Source organism: Arthrobacter sp. R3-55 (assembly GCF_054161505.1).
This window is the reverse complement of record NZ_CP096423.1, coordinates 385,478-401,722: the sequence shown is the minus strand read 5'-3', so window position 1 is coordinate 401,722 and position 16,245 is coordinate 385,478. Positions and strand designations below refer to the sequence as shown.

The 16,245-nt window shown below is 63.5% G+C and carries 13 protein-coding genes; 5 read left to right on the top strand and 8 right to left on the bottom strand.

What is annotated here, in order from left to right:
* The 3 genes from M1D51_RS01990 to M1D51_RS01980 all read right to left on the bottom strand — a co-directional run bounded on the left by M1D51_RS01990 (position 1) and on the right by M1D51_RS01980 (position 3,292).
* On the bottom strand, positions 1–981 hold the full coding sequence (locus M1D51_RS01990; RefSeq protein ID WP_458109530.1) for a FecCD family ABC transporter permease: 981 nt from the start codon (positions 979–981) through the stop codon (positions 1–3).
* Positions 982–1,100: 119 nt separating this feature from the next.
* The gene (locus M1D51_RS01985) at positions 1,101–2,216 is read right to left on the bottom strand and encodes a FecCD family ABC transporter permease (RefSeq protein WP_458108330.1); all 1,116 of its coding nucleotides are present in this window, start codon (positions 2,214–2,216) and stop codon (positions 1,101–1,103) included.
* A 5-nt stretch (positions 2,217–2,221) separates the two neighbouring features.
* The gene (locus M1D51_RS01980) at positions 2,222–3,292 is read right to left on the bottom strand and encodes an iron-siderophore ABC transporter substrate-binding protein (protein WP_172326061.1); all 1,071 of its coding nucleotides are present in this window, start codon (positions 3,290–3,292) and stop codon (positions 2,222–2,224) included.
* Between the two features lie 527 nt (positions 3,293–3,819).
* Between M1D51_RS01980 and M1D51_RS01975 the strand changes: the two genes are divergently transcribed.
* The gene (locus M1D51_RS01975; RefSeq protein ID WP_458108329.1) at positions 3,820–4,314 is read left to right on the top strand and encodes an FBP domain-containing protein; all 495 of its coding nucleotides are present in this window, start codon (positions 3,820–3,822) and stop codon (positions 4,312–4,314) included.
* 137 nt (positions 4,315–4,451) lie between these two features.
* Here M1D51_RS01975 and M1D51_RS01970 read toward each other — a convergent pair whose 3' ends face one another.
* From M1D51_RS01970 to M1D51_RS01960, 3 genes are read right to left on the bottom strand one after another with little or no spacing between them, the layout of a single operon-like run.
* Positions 4,452–7,922 carry an ATP-binding protein gene (locus M1D51_RS01970; protein ID WP_458108328.1) on the bottom strand — a complete coding sequence of 1,157 codons (3,471 nt, stop codon included), beginning with the start codon at positions 7,920–7,922 and terminating at the stop codon, positions 4,452–4,454.
* Positions 7,919–8,830 carry a DUF4194 domain-containing protein gene (locus M1D51_RS01965; RefSeq protein WP_458108327.1) on the bottom strand — a complete coding sequence of 304 codons (912 nt, stop codon included), beginning with the start codon at positions 8,828–8,830 and terminating at the stop codon, positions 7,919–7,921. The genes M1D51_RS01970 and M1D51_RS01965 overlap by 4 nt, the downstream gene beginning before the upstream one ends.
* Complete coding sequence (locus M1D51_RS01960; protein WP_253951679.1) at positions 8,823–10,280, bottom strand: DUF3375 family protein; 1,458 nt, start codon at positions 10,278–10,280, stop codon at positions 8,823–8,825. The genes M1D51_RS01965 and M1D51_RS01960 overlap by 8 nt, the downstream gene beginning before the upstream one ends.
* 247 nt (positions 10,281–10,527) lie before the next feature.
* Here M1D51_RS01960 and M1D51_RS01955 point away from each other — a divergent pair, with 247 nt between their 5' ends.
* Together M1D51_RS01955 and M1D51_RS01950 are read left to right on the top strand one after the other, a co-directional pair.
* Complete coding sequence (locus tag M1D51_RS01955; RefSeq protein WP_172325596.1) at positions 10,528–10,830, top strand: hypothetical protein; 303 nt, start codon at positions 10,528–10,530, stop codon at positions 10,828–10,830.
* Between the two features lie 62 nt (positions 10,831–10,892).
* Complete coding sequence (locus tag M1D51_RS01950) at positions 10,893–12,857, top strand: acyl-CoA dehydrogenase family protein (protein ID WP_458108326.1); 1,965 nt, start codon at positions 10,893–10,895, stop codon at positions 12,855–12,857.
* 4 nt (positions 12,858–12,861) lie between these two features.
* On the opposite strand, the gene M1D51_RS01945 is transcribed toward M1D51_RS01950, so the two are convergent.
* On the bottom strand, positions 12,862–13,317 hold the full coding sequence (locus M1D51_RS01945) for a YchJ family protein (protein WP_458108325.1): 456 nt from the start codon (positions 13,315–13,317) through the stop codon (positions 12,862–12,864).
* Between the two features lie 135 nt (positions 13,318–13,452).
* Between M1D51_RS01945 and M1D51_RS01940 the strand changes: the two genes are divergently transcribed.
* The gene (locus M1D51_RS01940) at positions 13,453–14,382 is read left to right on the top strand and encodes a hypothetical protein (RefSeq protein WP_458108324.1); all 930 of its coding nucleotides are present in this window, start codon (positions 13,453–13,455) and stop codon (positions 14,380–14,382) included.
* A 6-nt stretch (positions 14,383–14,388) separates the two neighbouring features.
* Here M1D51_RS01940 and M1D51_RS01935 read toward each other — a convergent pair whose 3' ends face one another.
* Positions 14,389–14,880, bottom strand: coding sequence for a flavin reductase family protein (locus M1D51_RS01935; RefSeq protein WP_458108323.1), 492 nt, complete (start codon positions 14,878–14,880; stop codon positions 14,389–14,391).
* Positions 14,881–15,137: 257 nt separating this feature from the next.
* On the opposite strand from M1D51_RS01935, the gene M1D51_RS01930 reads away from it, so the two are divergent.
* On the top strand, positions 15,138–16,172 hold the full coding sequence (locus tag M1D51_RS01930) for an aldo/keto reductase (protein WP_458108322.1): 1,035 nt from the start codon (positions 15,138–15,140) through the stop codon (positions 16,170–16,172).
* Positions 16,173–16,245 lie beyond the last annotated feature (73 nt).

The following is a 16,245-nucleotide window of genomic DNA, read 5'->3' as shown; positions in this document are numbered from 1 at the left end:
TCAGGCCTCCTTTCGGTTCGAGGTGACCAGCAGCCACAGCAGGAAGGGAGCACCGAGGGCGCCGGTGATGACGCCAACGGGAAGGACGGTTCCGTCCAGGATGACGGGGGCGATGTTGGAGGCGAAGAAGTCTGCGAGCAACACGATCAGGGCCCCTGTCAGGGCCGACGCCGGGAGGCTGGGTCTGCGGACGATCCGGCGGGCGATGGGACCTGCGAGAAAAGCAACGAACGCTACCGGCCCGGCAGCAGCGGTTGCGACGGCGGCAAGTCCGACGGCGGTCAGCACCAGTCCCAGCCGGGCGGCGTTGACCTTGATACCGAGTCCGGCAGCTGCGTCATCGCCAAGTTCGAGGATGCGCAAAGGTCCGGCGAGGGCAATGACGGCGGGGATCAGGACCAGCAGAGAGACTGCGAGGACGCCTGCACGGTCCCAGGTGGCGGAGTTCAGTGAGCCGTTGAGCCAGATGAGGGCGTCGGCTGCGGTTCGGATGTCCGCCCGGGTCATGAGGAAATTGACCACTGCGTGAAGTGCGGCGGCGATGCCGACGCCGGCAAGGATGAGGCGGTTTCCGGCGGCGTTGCCACGACTGCCTCCTCCGGCCCCGGTTCCGCCGCGGGAGATTGCGTAAATGATGGCCGCGACGCCGAGTGCTCCGCCAAGTGCTGCCCCGGAAACCACGGCTCCGGAAGCGCCGAAAATCACGATTGCCGTGACTGCCGCGGCGCTGGCGCCATAGCTGATGCCGATGATGTCCGGGCTGGCCAGCGGGTTGCGCAGCATGGTCTGGAACAATGCTCCGGCCAAGCCGAACGCGATGCCGATCATGGTTCCCACCACGGCGCGGGGCAGCTTGTGCTCCATCACGATGAAGCTGGCCCCGGGGATCTTCTCGCCGCCGGTCAGGTGGTTGATGACGATGGTGAAGAAGTCCGGGATGGTTACTGTGTAGCTGCCCAGGAGCACGTACACCGCGAACATGGCAGTGACTGCCAGCCCGAGGAAGAATGTGGGGCTCAGCACACGCCGAAGTGGCAGATGACGCCCACGTTCCTGGGAATCATTGGTGTTAAGTGCCAACTCGGGCACGGTTTTGAGGGTCACAGCCCGGCCCCCTTGCCGCGGCGGATCAGCCAGACGAAGACGGGCGCGCCGATGATGGCGGTCATGATTCCTGCGGGGACTTCGCCGGGGAGAAGGATCACGCGGCCGATGATGTCGGCGCTGATCAGCAGGACGGGGGCCACCACCGCGGAAAACGGCAGGATCCACCGGTAGTCCGGGCCGGTCAGCGAGCGGACGGCGTGGGGTATGACCAAGCCAAGGAAGGCAATGGGTCCGGCTACGGCGGTAGCGGATCCGCAGAGCAGGACGATGCCCAGTCCGGTGATGCTGCGGGCCAACGTGACGTTCTGGCCAAGGCCTCGGGCAATGTCGTCCCCCAAGGCCAGGCTGTTCAGGATCCGGCCACCGGCCAGGACGATCACCGCTCCGACTGCAAAGAACGGAAGCGCAGGCAGAAGGACGGACCAGTCACGGCCGCCAATGGTGCCGACCTGCCAGAAACGGAAGCGGTCAAAGGTGTCCTGGCTCGAGACCAGGATGACGTTCATCAGGGAGAACAGGCCCGCGCTTAGGGCCGCACCCGCCAGGGCGAGCTTGACCGGCGTCGCGCCGTCGCGCCCGATGGAGGCGATGGCATAAACCACGACTGCGGCCGCTGCGGCGCCGATGAAGGCGAACCAGATGTAGCCGGACAGCGAGCCGATACCGAATACGTAGATTCCCACAACCACAGCGAGGGCTGCACCTGCGTTGAGGCCCAGGATGCCCGGATCTGCCAGCGGGTTGCGGGCGACGCCCTGCATGGCGGCACCTGCCAGGCCAAGTGCGGCTCCGGCAAGCAGCCCCAGCACGGTGCGGGGAATCCGGGCGATGACCACAGCGTGGTTACCGTCTGCCGGATTGAAGTTGGTGAGTGCTTCCCACACGGTGTTGAGGGGAAGACCGCGTGCGCCGATCGCCAAGGATGCGGCGCAGACTGCTGTGAGTACGACGACGGCCACCAGCAGCCAAGCGGAGCGCTTGCCTGCGGTGCTGCGGGAACCGGTTCCCCCTCCGGTTCCCACAGTTTCAGGGGTGATGCCTCCCGGGCCAGCCGTCACCGAAGTGCCGTTGCCCCGCCCCTGGAGTGCCGTCGTCGTACTCAGTTTCATTGCAGCTACTTGCCTGCTGCGTCTGCTGCTTTACCAAGCTGCGGCAGGAACGTATCCAGGGCCCACGGCAGGCTCAGCGGTGAAGAAGCGGAGATGGACAGCGTCAGGGTGTTGTCCGAATCGGCAACCAGGGCGCCCTTCTTGATGGCCGGGATCTGGCCGAGCAGCGGATCGGCCTTGATGGCTTCTGCTGTACTGGCGTCCGGAACCCAGGTCACGAAGATGTCGGATTCGAGCTCGTTGGCCTTCTCAGCGGACCACGGGATGAAGAACTCCGTGGAGGTCTTGGTGTTCTCGGTGACCACAGGAGCCAGCTTCATGCCGATTTCGGAGAGGAAGCGGGGGCGGTTGTCGATAGCGGTGTAGACGTTGGCGCCGTCACCCTTGGCGGGTTCGAGGTTGCCGTAGATGAAGGTCTTGTCCTTGATCTGCGGGAACTTGGAAACCTTGTCCTTGACGGTGGATTCGGTGTCCTCGATCAGCTTCTTGGCTTCGGCTTCCTTGCCCAGTGCCTTGCCGATCAGGGTGGTGCTTTCCTGCCATGGGGTTCCGTAGGCGAGCTCCGGCTGCGCCACGACGGGGGCGATCTCGCTGAGCTTCTTGTAGTCCGCTTCTTCCAGACCGGAGTAAGCGGCCAGGATAACGTCCGGGCTGAGCTTGGCGATCTCGGTGAAGTTGATGCCGTCGGCCTCGGAGAACTGGACCGGAGCCTTGTCGGTGCCGAAGCCGGCGCCGAGCTTCTCCAGCGCTGCGTCCTTCCAAGGGGTGGAGCCCTTGTCATTGTTGCCCCACTCGTTCTTGGGGACGCCAACCGGAACCACGCCCAGCGCGATCGCGATGTCGTCGTTGACCCACGAGACGGTGACTACGCGCTTGGGCTGTTCCTTGATGGTGGTCTCACCAAAGACGTTCTTGATGGTCACCGGGAAAGCTGCGGAAGCTGCCTGCTCAGTTGCCGGAGTGGATGTTGCCGGACCAGTGGAGCAGCCGGTGAGGGTAAGAGCGACGGCGGCCAGGGCGGCCGTAGCGGTTCCTGCTGTTTTGAGCAGGGCGCGGCGTGGGAGAAGGGAAGCCACGGGACTCCTTAAGTAAGTGATGCGAACCTAAGTAAGGCTAGCCTAGCCTGCCGATAATTAAGAAACGTTTGCGTCACCTAATCCAGCCCAAGGGCAAAATGGGACGCAGATCACACCCTCTCCCACGTCCCGCGCCCTCAAGCCGAACCCTCTCCCACATCCCACGCCCTCTAGCCGAACCCTCTCCCACATCCCACGCCCTCTAGCCGAACCCTCTCCCAGTGGACATCGGCACGGAAGATTTGAAAGTATTGGCGACAGCGGACTACCGCTTCACAGGAACACGACGAGGGGATGAGCATGCGCACTGTTTCAGTTGCGGCAGCCATGGTTGGCGAGGTGGCCGTTTTGGCCTGCTTGGCACTCCCCCGCACGTCGGCATCCTCCTAGGCAATTCTCCCAAGCACCACTAATTTTGGGGTCCCTTTGCTGTGCCCGCTTCACGGGTGACCGACGTCTTCTGCCATTTACCGCGCGCGCCAAAGTTCAGCGCGCCGACGTCGAACATTTCCGAAAGAAGCCTTGCCATGCAGAAAATCACTGCCCAACAGATCCGATCGTCCTTCATTAACGCCAGCCGCTCCGAGGCTGCCCGGCTCAACCTCCCCCGTGACTTCGAAACCATCAACTGGGACAACCTGGAATTTCTGGGTTGGCGTGATGAGAAGATGCCCCAGCGCGGATACCTCGTGGTTCCTCATCGGGGAAAGCTCACCGGAATCATGCTCCGGGCACCCGAAGGCGGGTCCGGGAAAAGGCGTGTAGTCCTTTGCGAACTGTGCCGCGACGTCTTTTCGAAGGACGACGTTTACCTGTGGGTTGCCAAAAAGGCCGGACAATCCGGCAAGGACGGGAACACCGTGGGGACCCTGATCTGCGCAGAATTCGGCTGCAGCGCCAATGTGCGCAAGGAACCACCCGCCAACGAGATCAACCCGGACCCGGCCGCCGTCGTGGTTCGGCAGATTGCGGGGCTGGAAGAACGGACAGCGCAGTTCCTGGACCGCGTGCAGGCCAAGTAACCCGCTGAGTGACTCCACGTGGCCAAAGTAGGTAGCAGCAGATGCCGTTTAGAACGCTCAAAACGGCATGATCTGCTACCTACTTGGGCGGGTCACCCACGGCGGGGGCGACCCACGGCGGGTCACCCACGGCAGGGCTAGCGCAGGACGATGTCCACCGGGTTCGCTTCGGAACGCCACGCTCCCGGCTCGCCTGGTCCGGCGATGACGGGAGCCGTGAGCACGCCCGAGCGGTTGGTGCGCTTATCCCGAAGGATCTCGGTAACAGATCCAAGGTGCCGGGACAGGTCGATCACGTTCTCAGGAGCCGCCAGCAACAGCTGGAACCCGAACTCGTGCAGCGCCTTGATGCCCGCACCCGCGAATTCCTCGGACGCCAATACGAAGGCTTCGTCCATCATGACGGTGCCGTATGTCGTGAAGCCTTGCTCGGCGATGCCCAGCTGGTAACTCAGGGCAGCGGCCATGATGAACGCCGTGAAACGCTGGCGCTCACCGCCGGACATCGATCCGGTGTCGGCGTGCATGAACACTTCGGTCTTCTTCTTGCCCGATTTACCGGAGGCCTTGCCCGATTTCGACGTAACCTCGCGGTGTTCCTTGCACTGGATAAACAGGTGACCTCGAACGTCCAGCACCTCGGCCCGCCAACGCCGATCCTCCGGAGCCTGTGATCCGAGCCGTTTCACCAGTGTTTCCAGCGATTTATAGCGCGCGGTGAGCTCAGCGTCGTCGTCCACTTCCGTTGCTGAAGCAGCAGCACCACGCGTCGGCCGAGTGTGTTTAGCCTTCAGGGCGTTCTGGATCGCATCCTTGAACTGCTTGGCCGTGGCCGGAAGTGTCTGTTTGATATCGAGTTCCAGGAAGCTGCCCTCATGGAAGTTGACCTGCGACAGAATGCCGTTGAGGGGCAGGATGCGGCTGGTGATGCTGCGCCGTTCTTCATCCAGCAAGTGCAGGAGCGTACTGAACGACTCGTGCGTGCGTTGATTGAAGAACAGCCGGAATTCGGCCTCCTGAGCGGGCAAACCGTCACTGACGATCGCGTGGTACCGGGATTCGAAGTCCCCTGCGGCACCTATCGACGTGCCGTGGTCAACGCTGATGGCGCTCCCCCAGTCACGCACAAAAGCTTCAAACATGCGGGTCAGCCGCTCGGCCGTCGCCTGCCCGCGGGACTCAGCTGCGTGCAGTTCATCGAGCAACTTATTGCGGACGCTGTTGGCCAGGTTGTCCAGCTCGTACAGTTCGGAGACGTCAGCGACGCCGTCGAAGTACGGCTCCAGGGCCGTGACGGTGGAGCCCGACGGCGGTGCTTGCTCCAGCTTCAGCCTCGCGGCATCGAGCAGGCCGTCAGCTGTGGTCATCTTGTGGTCCAGCGCCTTGTATTCGCTCTGGAGCACAGCGGCCGAGCCTGTGGAGGACTGGTGCTTTTCTCGCACGGCTTCGATGTTGGCACGCAGCGGCTCCAGATCCGCCTGGGCCGCCAAGGCGTCCACCAGGCGCTGCTCGATCCGGGCCAGTTCCTCCGCAGCGACGGCTGCCGAGACCTGCTCCCACGGCCGCTCGTCTTCAGCGACCCGACGCAGGGCTTCGAGCTGCCGCGCCATGCCTTGGTGCGAATCCTCACGGCTCTGGGCAAGCTCCGCAGCCTTCACGAGCTCGTTTTCCAACTCGTCCACACGCGCTGCCACCAGCTCCAGCTTGGAAGCATTATCGAAACCGAGGACGTAATCCTGCCGGCTGGTGAAACGGTCGTCCTTTTCCACGGTGTGCCGGTTGCGCTTGACCACGCCACCCAGGCTCAGGCCCTTGTCCATCCCGGCCAGCTGGTCGGGGTCCTCGACGCACGGGTACGCAAAGTCCAGGGCGATCCGCTCACGGATCCATTCGCCGGCGTCGGCATTGGCGCCCGAGGTGAGGATGCTCAACTTAGTCAAGAGGTCGCCGTCGGACACGTCCTCCACAGCCAGCGCGCCGCCGGCAAGCGGTTTGGACACGTCGACGGCGCGGAGTGCGCCCCGCACAGCGTTGTCGTTCAAGTACCGGGTCACGGCCGCGAAGTGTTCGCCGGGAACCAGCAGCGTGGTGGCGAGGTTACGGAGCGCGCGTTCCGCGGCCGGACGCCACTGGTCCTGGCCCTCAGTGAGATCGATCAACTCGCCGCCAAACGGCATCCGCTCTTCCGGGACGCCGGTTGCGGCTGCGATCGCCGCCCGGTTTTCAATGCTCGACGGCGGCAGCAGCGACTTGCGCGACCGCAACGACAACAACTCCTGCTGGGCCGCTGCGAGTTCACGTTTCTTGGTCGCATGGCCGTCGAAGGCCTCAAAACGAAGCTCCTTGAGCGCCTCGGAATCGTCCTTCAACTCCGCAGAGCGGGCCGCCGCCTGCTCATGCGCCTGATCCCAGCCCTCGGCGGTCCACTCAAGATTCAGTCCCGCGTCAGCCAATGCCTTCTTGGCCGAATCCTCAACCTGCTGCCGCAATTTCAGGCCCACCCGGGCGTTCTCCAACGACTGCTCAATGGCCGATATCGCGTTGCCGCCACGGTTGTTGTAGTCCAGTTCGAGGTCGCGGAGCTCCTTGGCCAAGGCGTCCCGCACCGTACGCTCAGCGGCGAGCTCCTGTGCCTTGGTCTGCGCCAACTCCTTGAAACGAGCCAGGGTCTTGGCGTGCACCGTGACCGCAAGCTGCTGCTTGTAAGCCTCGAATTCCTCGCCCGCCAGCTCCCGGAGACGGTTCGCGTCCAGCAACGCCTGCGCGTACTCCTTGTTCAGCGCCGGAACCGGTGCCAACTGGTCCCGCTGCTGCCGAACGTCCTCCAACCGCTGCCGGATGGACATCAGGTTGCTGAATTCCTCCACCACGTCATCGGCGGCAGCCAGCGTGGCCGGAGCATCAAGCACCTGGTCCCGGAAGAACGTGTTCACGCTGCCGCCCAGGCCCTTGCCGGCCTGAATCACGCGAAGCAGCGGCAGCGCCTGGTCGGAATTAATGCCCAGAAGCCGCCGGAAGCGCTCCGCGAACGCCTTATGGACATCGAAAACCTGTCCGTCCGGAAAAATCGACTCCAACGCGCCCTTGGTGAACCGCTTCTGCGCGATCCCCTCAATGGCCTCGAGGTCCAGCGGCTTGCTGTCGATCACATAGAAACGACCGACGCTCGACTCCGTGCCGTTCTTGGGAAGGTCAAACAGCGCCGACACCGTCACCTTCGTGCCGGCCGCGTTATCAAACGTCAGCGCGACGGCGGACCACGTGGCACCAGGGCGCTGGAAGGCACTGGCAGAGCTATCGCCCACCGCCTTATCACCCACCTTGCCGCGCATGTAAGTGAACGTGGTCCTCTTGTCCTCCACAGCGCCGCCGGACCGCTGGGCGGCGGCCTCATTCGAGCGTGGACGGGCATCGAAAACGCGCAGCATCGCATCAAAGAGAGTCGACTTGCCGACGCCCGAATTACCCGTAAGGAGTGTGCCCTTACGGTCCACGTGCATGGTGTGGGCGCCGTGGAACGTGCCCCAGTTGACCACTTGGACGAGCGCCAAACGCATCTGGCCGGGGTTGGTGAGCTCACCGAGGGGGAGCATGCTTGCGATCGTCACTTGCCAACCTCCTCTGTTGCCGGGTCGCCTATCGTGGCGGTACCGGACACATGCTCTGCGGGCCCGTCACCTTCGGAATCGTCGTCCAGCTCGTCACCTGTGGGCGTGGGTTGGTTGGAGTCGGAGTCCAGGTCCAGGAGGGGTTCTGTGCCGGATTCGTCCGCCGCTACTGCAACCAGGGCTTCGATTTGGGCCGGGATGTCGCCGATGTTTTCGAAGGGCAGGGCCAAGGGGAGCGCGTTGCTGATGGTGTAGCTGTCGTCCAGCGGGGTGGGGAGGAGGAGTTGGCGGGCCAGGAGTTTGGTGATGGTGCGGGTGACCACGTCGGAGTCGCGGAGGGCGTCTTGCTGGCCGGCCGGAGTGTAGTTGGCGACGAGGTCCGAGATCTCTTCGCGGGTGATCGTCGGATCTGTTTGGGCCGTGATGTGGCGGTCCAGCAACAGTCGCAGGCGCAGCAGGACGATGGTTTCCACGCGGCTCAGTGCCCGCTGCTGCCGAAGGATGCTTGACCGGGAACCGGCACCGACGATTTCGGGGTCGACGGGGCGGAGCACCGCGATCTTGCGGTCGTGATCGAGCTGGAGCGTGAGGAACAGCTCGGACAGCCTGCTACGGAGGATCAGCTGGTTATCCAGGAGCGTGGTCCAAAGTTTCTCGTCCCGACCACCGTCGATGTACGGGCCTTTGAGCAGTTTCACCAGAGCATGCCGGACCTTCAGGGGAAGCACGCCGGTGTCGCCGGGGAACAGCGCGGCGCCGTCCACGAACGAGTCGCGTGGTGTGACCCGGAACGGGTCAGCATGGTTTGCGTCAGCTGCAGCGGTCGGGTCATCGGCAGCGACCTCGGCCACCTCTTTGGTGACCTCATCCGCTTCGGTGATGTCCGGCGTCGTGATTTCTTCAGTCATCAGAACCCTCATTCAGCGTGACGACCGGCAGGTACGCGGTGCGGATGCTGCCGTCGATTTGTTCGAAGTCGATGTGTTCCCAGGCGGCCCGATCGAAGGCCGCGCCCGTCTGCAGTGCCATGGACAGCAAGGTGCGCACAGTGTTGATGTGCCGTTCCTCGGCCGGCAGGTTCTCCCAGGCTTCACCCAAAGTTGCGGCTCCGGCCATGGCTGCCCGGACCACGGCGGGCCGCGCCTTGCCGGTACGGGCAGACCGAACCCTGTCCGAGTCGCTGAAGGCGATGGGGTCCGCGAGGCGGGGTGGCGTGGCGAATTCGTCGGGGTCGAAGAGCTTGACCATGGCCAACGATTCGAACCCGGCGTTGAACAGGACCGGCCCCGGCACCAAACCCGGCCTGTCACGTTCGTAGGGCATCGAGCGGATGGCTTGCTCGGCCTCGGCCAGAACCTTACGGAGGCTGACGGACTGCCGGACGTCGTCGCTCTGGATGTACGTGTTCAGGCTTTCAGAAAGCTTGCCGTAGATCCGTTGGATCTGGCTGTGCTGATACCGCAGCTCTGCCACCAGGTTCTTCAGCGTTTCGCGGTCTTCCTGGGAGAGGTCGTCCGCGAACTGCCGGCTGAGCACTTCACCGATCGCCGAACGGAACCGCAATTGCTGCTGCGGATCCTCCAGGAAAGCGGTGAAGGATCGGAAGGTTCGGCCTTCAGGGCTTTGCCGCAGCCGCTTGTCGGCTTCCAGGACCTGGGCCATCGTGGCGCCCTTGCTCAGGGATTCCTCGATGATCTGGTTGCGGAGTTCGCCCACAAGGTCTTCGATGCGGTCGCGCATCTTCTTGTAGTCCGCCGGCAGGCTGGCTGCGAGGTCAAGAATGTTGCCGGCGGCTTCCACGGCTTCTTCGTCATCCAACAGGCCATCGAACTCGCCCGAGCTGATGTCCTCCACCAGCTGCCGGCGTTCCTGGATTTCTTCCTCCAGGGCCTCCAGGCGCGCGCTCTGGTCCGGGTTGGTTTCGTTGGCGAGTTTCTCCACATCGCCCAGCAGCGTGCCGAGCCGCGAACCGTTCAGCGTGGAACGCTCGCTGGAAAGGCTGTCCAGGAAAGCGAGCACACGGGCAGCCGGTTCGGTGACTTCGTAAACGATCCGGCCCGACTGGTTTCGGCGCGTCAGGAACTGCTTCCTTGTCCATTCGTCGCCGAACAGCTTGCCGTTCTGCTGACCGCCCAGCGTGGGGTCCTGGCGGCGGAGCTGCTCAAGGAAGGCGTCGACGTCGGCATGGAATTCTTCCAGCGGAAGCTGCGGACGGGTTCGGGTAAAGGATGCCTGCAACACCGCGATCACCCATGGTGCCGAACGCGTCAGGGCCCATGCGGGCCCCTTGGTCAGCTGTTCGAGGTCACGGAGCCTGGCGCTGATGGCATCGGCGGAGGACATGGCTGAACGGGACAATTACTCTCCTTCAGCTGCTGCGAAACCTGGCTGGCAGCGAAAACTGCCCCGTACAAGGTTAACGCAGAGCATCAGGACCTCCCCACCGCAACCATTTCGTAACCTACCGTGCGGTATGGTTTCGATCCCATATCAACGCGGCTCCGGGGCGTTTCCGCTCTGGCCGGAACGCACCCCCACCCCTAGTGTCAGAACATCGACGCAGCCACGCCGCGCCGACCCACGCACCGTCGCTCCGGGGGGAACCATGGATTTCGATTTCACTGCGCTGGAAACAGGCACGTACGTAGTTATTGGAACGCTGGTATTTGCTGCGCTTTTGGTGGCATTCATCGCAGCAGCAGCTATGGCAACAATCATTCTTATTGGCACCATGGGGATGGTCTGGTATGCCGTCAAAGGCATTCTGGGCGGCCTTGTCCATGGCATTAACTTTGCGTGGGACCGTGTGGTCCACCACGCCGGACAAGTGGAAATTCCGGCTGAATTCCAGCCGCAGATTTCCACTGGCACGGGTAGCTACCCGCGGGTAGCATTGAGGGACAGCTGAAGGGTTCCCACCCGAGGCGGACCCTGGCTCCAACCGGCACAACCGGCTAGAGGAGTTATCCCATGACGTCCGCCACTGACAACAGTCTCGCCGCAGCAAGCGTCAACGCCACCGCAGAAGAAGCCCGCGCCGTCGCAGAAGCCGCGCGCGAGACTGAATGGAACCGGCCCAGCTTCGCCAAAGGCCTCTACCTGGGCAGTTTTGACCTCAGCCTGGTTCATCCGTGGCCACAAGCCCGTGCGGATGACGTGGAGCGGGGCGAAGAGTTTATGGGCCGGCTGGTCACGTTCGCCAAAACCATGTCCGGCCGCGTTATTGAACGGGACGCCAAAATCCCGGATGAATACCTGAAAGGCCTCGCGGACCTGGGTGTTTTCGGCATGAAAATTCCGCGCGATTACGGCGGATTGGGCCTCTCCTTGGTCTACTATGGCCGCGCGTTGGCCCTTCTGGGTTCTGTGCACCCAAGCCTCGGCGCACTCATTTCCGCCCACCAGTCCATCGGAGTGCCGGAGCCGGTCAAGGAATTCGGCACTCCCGAACAGAAGCAGGAATACCTGCCGCGTTGCGCCGCCGGCGCCATCACCGCATTCCTCCTGACAGAGCCCGACGTCGGCAGCGACCCAGCGCGGATGGGCGCCACTGCCGTATTGTCCGACGACGGCGGCTCTTACGTTCTGGACGGCGTGAAACTGTGGACCACCAACGGTGTGATCGCCGAACTGGTGGTGGTCATGGCCAGGGTCCCCGCGCACACCGATGCTGATGGCACCGAGCATAAAGGCGGCATCTCCGCTTTCGTTGTGGCGATGGACTCCCCCGGCATCACCGTAGAGAACCGCAACGCGTTCATGGGCCTGCGTGGAATCGAGAACGGGGTGACGCGCTTCCACCAAGTGCGTGTCCCCGTGGCCAACAGGCTTGGCCGGGAAGGTCAAGGGCTCAAGATCGCCCTCACCACCCTTAATACGGGGCGGCTTTCCATCCCGGGGCTCTGCGTTGCCGCCGGAAAGTGGAGCCTGAAAATCTCCCGCGAATGGTCCAATGCCAGGACTCAATGGGGGCGCCCTGTAGGCAAGCATGAAGCCGTCGGCAAGAAAATCGCCTTCATCGCTGCCACGACTTTCGCCTTGGAAGCCGTGTTTGAACTGTCCGCCGAAATGGCAGACGCCGGCCAGAAGGATGTGCGCATCGAGGCTGCGCTGGCCAAACTGTGGTCCACGGAGCTGAGCTGCCGGATCGCCGATGAACTGGTCCAGATCCGCGGCGGCCGGGGCTTCGAAACCGCCGATTCCCTTGAAGCCCGGGGCGAGCGTGCCGTCCCGGCCGAGCAACTGCTCCGGGACCTCCGCATCAACCGGATCTTCGAGGGTTCCAGCGAGATCATGAAACTCCTGATCGCCCGCGAAGCCGTGGACGCACACCTTGCCGCGGCGGGCGACCTCGCATCAGCGGACGCAAGCCTGCAGGACAAGGCGAGGGCCGCCGTCGGGGCTTCCGGCTTTTACGCCAAATGGCTGCCGAAGCTCGTGGCAGGTGCCGGCATGGATCCGCGTTCCTATGCGGAATTCGGGCGTTTGGCCAAGCAGTTGCGGTTCGTCGAGAGGTCCTCGCGGCGGCTCGCGCGGCAGACTTTCTACGGCATGGGCAGGTGGCAGGCGAAGCTCGAGCACAAGCAGGCGTTCCTGGGCAGGATCGTGGATATCGGTGCCGAGCTGTTCGCGATGGCGGCGTGCTGCTCGCGGGCCGAGATGCTGCTGCGCAAGCACCCCGAACAGGGCGCCACAGCGTTCGAGCTGGCCGAGGCGTTCTGCGAGCAGGCGCGCGTGCGGGTGGACGAGTACTTTGACCAGCTGTGGAGGAACACCGACGACGCCGACCGCGGCCTCTCCCGCAAAGTCCTTGACGGAGATTACACCTGGCTGGAGGCCGGAATCCTTGACCAGTCCGAAGGCACGGGGCCGTGGATCGGTGACGCCTCACCCGGCGCCACAACCAAGGAGAACCTGCACCGGACGTACCGGTGATGAGCTAGAGCACGTCCCCGTCCACGTAGAACCATTGCTTGTTTTCCCGTAGGAACCGGCTGAGTTCGCGCTGGACGCTGCGTTCGCCGTCGAGCCTGTAGTGCGCAGCGAACTCCACGGTGCCGGTAGTGTCCAGCGGGCCGCCCTTGGCTGTGTTGAGAATGTCCAGCCTGCGCCACTGCATGTCTGAATCCAGGCCTATGGATCCGGGCCTGGTTGAGGCGTGCCAGGTTCGCAGGAGGTAAGCGGGGTCCATGACCACAAAGGCCGAATAACGGGAGCGCATCAGCTGCTCGGCTGTGGGCGCGTCGGCGTCCCCGCGGTGGAACCGGGCGCAGCAATCGTCATAAAGCTCCCCGGAAAGGCAGGGACAGGCGCCGTTGCGGAGCCGGGCGAGGTCAGGGGTCACAAGGGGCCAATCTGAAGCGGTAAATGAGAGCTGGGCAACATATTTTCCCACGTCATATAACAGCTTTGAAACAACCCCGCCAGAGGAGGGGGCGGCGCGTGATTCCGTCGGTGCTGGACCGTAGGCTGGATACGCAAGCTGGGTGGGCAATGCGCGCATCACAAAACGACAGCCAGGGGAGGCTACGTGGAGGATCCGACAACACTCGCCATCAATCTGACGTATTTGGGAACGCTGGGACTCGCTGTCCTCATGTTCCTGGGGCTCGGGTTGATCATTATCATCACTCTGGTGGTCGCTGGAGTCGGGCGGCTGCTGTCGATAGTTCTCCTGGCGATGGTAGGGATCTTCCCCAAGAAGGAAACCACGCCGATCGTGCACCTGCCGCCGCGCCCCGCCCGTGTCCCTGACCCCGTGACCGGCGTGGAGTCTCCAGCACCCGGGGAGTCTCCACTGGACGACCTCGCCTACCTTGAAACCGGGTCCACTGCCCGTGTTGCTCCGGCTGCGGGGGTCGCTCCGGCTGCGGCCGTAGCAACTTCACCGGCACCTGCCGCACCCGCAACTTCACCGGCTCCTGCCACTCCCGCAGCTTCCCCCGCGCCTGCCGCACCCAAGCGCGACGTCCTGGCCGACGTTCGACGACGACTCTCGGGCGCGTCGACTGCCGTCAAGGAGGGAGCGTGGAAGACCAAAGTAGACCCCCGCAACCTGCCGAAGCCGGCGGAGGTCAAGTCCGTCGTCGAAAACCAGGCGGCCCACCATCCAATCGTCGTGGCGGCCACCAAGGAACCGCCGGTCCTGGCGAAGGACTGGGCTGACGCCGTGGCGGAGGCGGACCGTCGTGCAGCCGCCCGCGCGCAGGCTGACCAGCCGCCCGCCATCAAGGTGACCGTCCGCGAGTTGGATGAGCCTACTCCTGCCGCCAATGGCACAGCGCCTGGGCCGACCACCCCGGATGCTTCGGCGAAGCCGGCGGGCAGTGAGGGGTCCGGCGGCGGCAACGGCGGCGGCGGCAACGGCGCAAAGAAATCGGGCCCGAACACTTCCAAGAATGGGAAGTCTCCAAGCCCGATCCGCAAAGGGTCGCTCAGCAGCGCCAGCCGCAACTCATAACCGCGCCTACGCGGCCAACTGCCGGAACGTCGCGCCGTGATAGATGAGCGGCTTCGAATCAGTATTAATGGTGGTTGCTTTCACTTCCAGGACGACGATCGCGTGATCCCCGGCGGGCGTCTCCGAGACAACCTCGCACTCGAAGCCCAGCACGGCGCCGTCGATCAGTACTGCACCTGAATCACCCACGCTGGTGGCCAGCCCGGCGAATCGATCCCGCGTTTTCGAAGCCAACTGGAGCGCGGCAGCTTCCTGCCCTTCAGCGAGGACCGAGACACCCAAACGCCTGGCCTGACGGAGCTTGGGCCACGTGGTGGAGGAGTTCTGCACCGCGAACATCACCAGCGGCGGCTCCAGTGAAACACCCACAGTAAATGAGGACGCCACCAGGGCTTCCGGCGTGAAATCCACCATCGCGCTGAACGCGGCAACTCCGGACGGGAACTGCGCAAAGGCAGCCTTGATGGCTGCTGTTTCTTCAACTGTGGTCTGTGTCATTCCGGTTCCCCTCATCGTGCGGTGCTTGAGTTCCTTTCCCATAATTCACCTGCCGGCGGGATCGGCAATATTTGTTGATCCGAAAGACATTTGTGTTGCTGCATGTCAAGAAATGTCGCGAACCAAGGCCTCTTCCATTACCTCGCAAGACGAAAAACGAAGAAGTTCTACCGCTTGCGTTTCTGCGTCCAAATGCCGTGTGTAGCCTCGATTGAACAGTCCCACCCCTCCAGCAGTCCCACCACAGGAAGCCTGACATGAGCCTCAACGAGCTACGAACGCTTGGACGCACTGGCGCCCTGATCAGCCCCCTCACTCTGGGAACCTTGAACTTCGGCACCGGAGCCGCGCCCACAGGTCCCGCGGAGAGCATCCGCATCATCAAGGCAGCGCTCGACGCCGGCATCACCAGCATCGATACCGCGGACATCTACTCCCAGGGCGAGGCCGAAACCGTGGTTGGCCAAGCCATTCACAGCCGACGCGACGACGTATTCCTTGCCACCAAGTTCCACGGGCAGATGGGCTCCAACCCAGCGCACGCGGGCAACTCCCGCCGGTGGATCGTCAGGGCTGTGGAGGACAGCTTGCAGCGGCTGAACACGGACAGGATCGACCTCTACCAAGCGCACCGCCCGGACTACAACACCGATCTGTTGGAGACCATCACTGCGCTCAATGACCTCATCCGCCAAGGCAAGATCCTGTACTACGGCACCTCGGTCTTCAGCCCCGCCCAGCTCGTGGAGGCTCAATGGATTGCGAACACCAATCATTTGACGCCGCCTGTGGTGGACCAGGTTCCGTATTCGCTATTGGTGCGCGCCAACGAACGCGACGTTTTCCCCATCACCCAGCAGTACGGCGTCGGGGTTTTGAGTTACGGACCGCTCGACGGCGGGTGGCTGGCCGGCGGATATCGCGTGGGTGCGGGGCAGCCTGAAAGTTCCCGATCGGCTGCCGTTCCTGGCCGTTTCGACGTCAACGCGCCCTTTAACCAGGGAAAGCTGCACGCTGCCGACGCCTTGGCCCAACTCGCAGCCCGGCATGGACTGACCCTCATCCAGCTCGCGGTGGGCTTCGCCCTGAGCCACCCGGCGGTGACCAGTGTGGTGATCGGGCCCCGCACCGAGGACCACCTGACCGACTACTTGAAGGCCGCGGATGTGGTGCTGAGTGAGTCGATCCTCGATGAAATCGACGACATCGTTGCCCCGGCCGTGAACTTCCTGGAGCGCGACGCGGGCACTGTTGCGCCGCACCTTGAGTACCCGGAGTTACGACGCCGGTAGCCCCCTTCCGTTGTGAGGCCCGCTCTGCGTGGTGTGTTCTTGTTTTGACGCGCAGAGCAGGCCTCGCAACGAG